This window comes from Ramlibacter sp. (assembly GCF_013697775.1).
Lineage (GTDB): Bacteria > Pseudomonadota > Gammaproteobacteria > Burkholderiales > Burkholderiaceae_C > Ramlibacter.
The window spans coordinates 1-3,700 of record NZ_JACCWG010000155.1 but is presented as its reverse complement, the minus strand read 5'-3'; the positions used below and the strand labels follow the sequence as shown (position 1 = coordinate 3,700).

The 3,700-nt window shown below is 70.1% G+C and carries 6 protein-coding genes; all 6 read left to right on the top strand.

The genetic code is table 11. From position 1 onward, the window contains the following. The first annotated feature begins 168 nt into the window (after positions 1 to 168). Positions 169 to 855 carry a LysM peptidoglycan-binding domain-containing protein gene (locus H0U68_RS07725; protein WP_296354268.1) on the top strand — a complete coding sequence of 229 codons (687 nt, stop codon included), beginning with the start codon at positions 169 to 171 and terminating at the stop codon, positions 853 to 855. Positions 856 to 865: 10 nt separating this feature from the next. Further along, positions 866 to 2,062 (top strand): hypothetical protein, encoded by a 1,197-nt coding sequence (locus H0U68_RS07720; protein WP_296354266.1) that lies wholly within the window; start codon positions 866 to 868, stop codon positions 2,060 to 2,062. 12 nt (positions 2,063 to 2,074) lie between these two features. Beyond that, the gene (locus H0U68_RS07715) at positions 2,075 to 2,731 is read left to right on the top strand and encodes a phage baseplate assembly protein V (protein WP_296354265.1); all 657 of its coding nucleotides are present in this window, start codon (positions 2,075 to 2,077) and stop codon (positions 2,729 to 2,731) included. A gap of 8 nt (positions 2,732 to 2,739) precedes the next feature. After that, on the top strand, positions 2,740 to 3,021 hold the full coding sequence (locus H0U68_RS07710; protein WP_296354263.1) for a PAAR domain-containing protein: 282 nt from the start codon (positions 2,740 to 2,742) through the stop codon (positions 3,019 to 3,021). Between the two features lie 9 nt (positions 3,022 to 3,030). Further along, the gene (locus tag H0U68_RS07705; protein WP_296354261.1) at positions 3,031 to 3,477 is read left to right on the top strand and encodes a GPW/gp25 family protein; all 447 of its coding nucleotides are present in this window, start codon (positions 3,031 to 3,033) and stop codon (positions 3,475 to 3,477) included. Beyond that, the coding region (locus H0U68_RS07700) for a hypothetical protein (RefSeq protein ID WP_296354259.1) at positions 3,474 to 3,700 on the top strand (227 nt) is incomplete at its 3' end. The genes H0U68_RS07705 and H0U68_RS07700, both read left to right, overlap by 4 nt.

Genomic DNA, 3,700 nt, shown 5'->3' with positions numbered 1-3,700 from the left:
CCATGCGCCCGCCCCGCGGCATGCTTGCCGCGGCGCCGGACTGGGCCCTGCCGCCGCGCGAACTCGCGCGCATCACCGCCTCGGTCAGCCACCAGGTGATCGGCCAGCTGGAACGCCGCGCGCTGTCGCTGCGCGAACGCAGCGGCCGGGTCTGAACAAGGACGGACGATGCCGCTCGAAAAAGCGCTCCTCACCAACACCGTGACCGGTGCACGCATCCCCGTGCAGTTCAACCCGGAGGAGTACACGCTCAGCCGCGACATCCACTATGCGCAGGCCGCCGTGCCGGGGCTGTCGGCGCCGCTGCTGCAGTTCGTCAACGGCAATCTACAGACGCTGGAGATGGAGCTGTTCCTGGACAGCTACGAGGAGCACAAGGTGGCCAACCGCGTCATCAACGCGGCGCAGAGCGACGTGCGCGAGCTGGCGCGCCAGGTCACCGGCCTGATGGACATCCAGCCCAGCACGCACGCGCCGCCGGTGCTGCTGTTCACCTGGGGCTCGCTCACCTTCACCTGCGTGCTGGCGCGCGCCACGCAGCGCTTCACGATGTTCCTGCCCAACGGCACGCCCGTGCGCGCACGCCTGCAGGTCACGTTCAACGAATACCGCAACATCGACCTGGAGGCCAAGGAGGTCAAGCGCGAGACCAGCGACTATTCCAAGCGCCACGTGGTGGCGCAGGGCGAGACGCTGTCGTCCATCGCCGGCGCCGAGTACGGCGACCCGCGCCTGTGGCGCGTGATCGCGGTGGCCAACCGGCTGCAGCATGCGCGCCGGCTGCCGGTGGGCAGCCGCCTGCGGCTGCCCAACCTGCCGTACCGCGACCCGGACACGGGCAAGGTCTACGCCTAGGAGCCGCCGCATGGACCGCAGCCGCTTCGTCCCCGAATTCTCGCTCCAGCTCGATGGCCGGCCGGTGCCCGCCGCGCTGCGCGCCGCCGTCCAGAGTGTGCGCTGCCAGACCGGCATGGAGGGGCTGGACGAAGTCGAGGTGACCCTGGCCAACGAAGGCCTGCGCTGGCTCGACGACCCGTCGTTCAAGCTGGGCACCAGCCTGGCGCTGCAAATGGGCTACGCGCCCGACCCGCTCGTCCAGGTGTTCGACGGCGAGGTGGTGGCGCGCGCGCCCAGCTTCGCCTCGGGCGCCATGCCGACCTTTACCTTCACCGCGCACGACCGGCGCCGCCGCATGCGCGACGGCAAGAAGGTGCGCTGGTTCGCCATCCCGATCCCCACCGTGGGCAACCTGCCGCTGCCCGACCTGGCGACCGCCTCCATCGTCACGCTGGAGAACCTGCTGCTGCCGATCTTCGACCCGGTGGGCGCGGCGCTGTCCATCCTGCTCGGCGCGGTGGACACCTTCGTCGCCGTCACCGACCCAGATTCCGCGCAGAAGGTGATCCGCAAGCAAGCCAACGAGAGCGACTACGACTTCCTCAACCGCATCGCCGCCGAGAACGGCTGGGACGTGCTGGTCGAGCACGCCGGCCCGCTGGGCGGACACCTGCTGCGCTTCACCTCGTCGATGGACAACCTGCGCGCGTCGTTCACCTACGGCTACGGCCGCTCGCTGATCGACTTCACGCCGCGCGTGTCCAGCGTGGGCCAGATCTTCAACGTGGGCGGCTTCGTGTGGATCCCGTCGATCAAGATGACCTTCGTGGTCACGCTCGGCTTCGACTGGGACACCATGAGCCTGAAGCTGGCGATCTACCCCGGCGTGGTGCCCCTGGGCATGCAGCCGGGCGACTACATGATCGAGGAGCCGCTGACGCTGACCTCGATTCCACGCAAGCTGATCTCCGAAATCATTCCCAAACTGAACCGCCGCCTCACCGCCACCGGCACGGTGCTGGGCGAGCCCGGCATGCGCGCGGGCGAGGTGCTGCGCATCGAGGGCGTGGGCGAGGAGTTCGGCGGCCTGTACCGCGTGACCTCGGTCACCCACACCATCGACGGCGGCGGCTTTCGCACCGCCTTCGGCCTGCGCAAGGACATCTGGTTCGGCTCGATCCCGCTGGCAGACCAGGGCGCGGTTCCGCTGCGCGTGTCGTTTTGAAAAGGACTCCCGATGTCTGACGACGTGATGTTCAGCATGCTGCAGGACCTGCAGCCCTCGGCGCCGGACAAGAAGGTGTTCGGCGTGGCCTCGGCCACGGTGATCAACAACTTCGACAGCACCGGCCAGGCCCGCGTGCAGCTGATGCTGCCCTGGCTGCCCGGCTTCATGCCGTGGGCGCGGCTGGCCACACTGATGGCCGGCATGGGGCGCGGCACCTTCTTCGTGCCGATGGTGGGCGACGAGGTGCTGGTGGCGTTCAACCACGGCGACGTGCGCGAGCCCTACGTGATCGGCTCGCTATGGAACACGCTGGACCGCCCGCCCGCGCTGAGCCCGAGCGACGCCATCACCAAGCGGCTGGTGCGCTCGCCGCTCGGGCACGAGCTCACCTTCGACGACCTGCTGCAGAAGGTCACGCTGCAAAGCAACCTGCTGTCCACCGTCACCCTGTCGGCCGACAAGGCCGAACTCAGCACGCCGACGGCCAAGGTCACGGTCGGCAAGGCGGGCGACGTGACCATCAGCGCTGCCACCAAGCTCACGCTGGACGCGCCGGTGATCGAGATCAACGCCAAGGCCTCGCTCACGGTGCAGAGCCAGGGCGTGGCCACCTTCAAGTCCAGCGGGGCCTGCGTCGTGCAGGGCTCGGTGGTGAAGATCAACTGAGGCCCGCCATGCCCGCAGCCGCCTTCCTGAACGCGCCCACCAGCCACCCGGGCGTCATCTCCGGCCCCGGCGTGCCCAACGTCCTCATCAACGGCCTGGCTGCCGTCTGCGTGGGCGACCTGCACGCCTGCGCGATGCCGCCGGTGGCCGGCCCGCACCCGCCCAACCCGATCGTGCAGGGCAGCGCCTCGGTGCTGATCGGCGGTCGCCCCGGCGCACGCCAGGGCGACCTGTGCGGCTGCGGCGCGACCATCCTGGTCGGCTCGCCCACGGTGCTGGTCGGCGGCTGAGGAACGCGCATGGACATGCAAACCCCCTCCTCCCAGCCCGGCGCGGCCGATCGCGCCGATGCCAAGGCGTTCCTGGGCCGCGGCTTCGCCTTCCCGCTGCGGGTGGACGCCTCCGGCGTGCTGGCGCTGGCCGAGTACGAGGACGACATCCGCCAGGCGATCCGCATCGTCCTGGACACCGAGCCGGGCGAGCGCGTCATGCGCCCGGACTTCGGCGCCGGCCTGCGCGCCATGCTGTTCGAGCCGATGAACCAGCACACCACGGCGCTGATCCGCCACCGCGTGGAGCAGTCGCTGGTGCTGTGGGAGCCGCGCATCGACAGCATCGGCGTGGCGGTGCGCGCCGACGTGCCGGCCGCGCGGCTCGACATCGACGTGCGCTACCGCGTGCGCACCACCAACACCTTCTACAACCTGGTGTATCCGTTCTACCTGCAGGAGGGCCGCCTGCCATGACCGGTCCCTCGTACCGCCCGCCCGCCATCGCGCCGCGCGACGCTGGTCGCATCGCCGCCGACCTGCAGGAGCGGCGCGCCGGCTACCTGCCCGAATGGACCGCGCAGGACGCTGGCGCGGCGCTGCTGCGCATCGTGGCGCGCGACCTGGAGATCCAGGGCGCGGGCCTGAACGCCATGCCGCTGCGCCTGCAGCTGGAATTCCTGGACCAGCTGGGTGCGAG

Excerpts from the sequence above, each read along its gene's own strand:
- H0U68_RS07725 (WP_296354268.1), top strand. The coding sequence starts at position 169 with ATGCCGCTCGAAAAAGCGCTCCTCACCAACACCGTGACCGGTGCACGC.
- H0U68_RS07720 (WP_296354266.1), top strand. The coding sequence starts at position 866 with ATGGACCGCAGCCGCTTCGTCCCCGAATTCTCGCTCCAGCTCGATGGC.
- H0U68_RS07715 (WP_296354265.1), top strand. The coding sequence starts at position 2,075 with ATGTCTGACGACGTGATGTTCAGCATGCTGCAGGACCTGCAGCCCTCG.
- H0U68_RS07710 (WP_296354263.1), top strand. The coding sequence starts at position 2,740 with ATGCCCGCAGCCGCCTTCCTGAACGCGCCCACCAGCCACCCGGGCGTC.
- H0U68_RS07705 (WP_296354261.1), top strand. The coding sequence starts at position 3,031 with ATGGACATGCAAACCCCCTCCTCCCAGCCCGGCGCGGCCGATCGCGCC.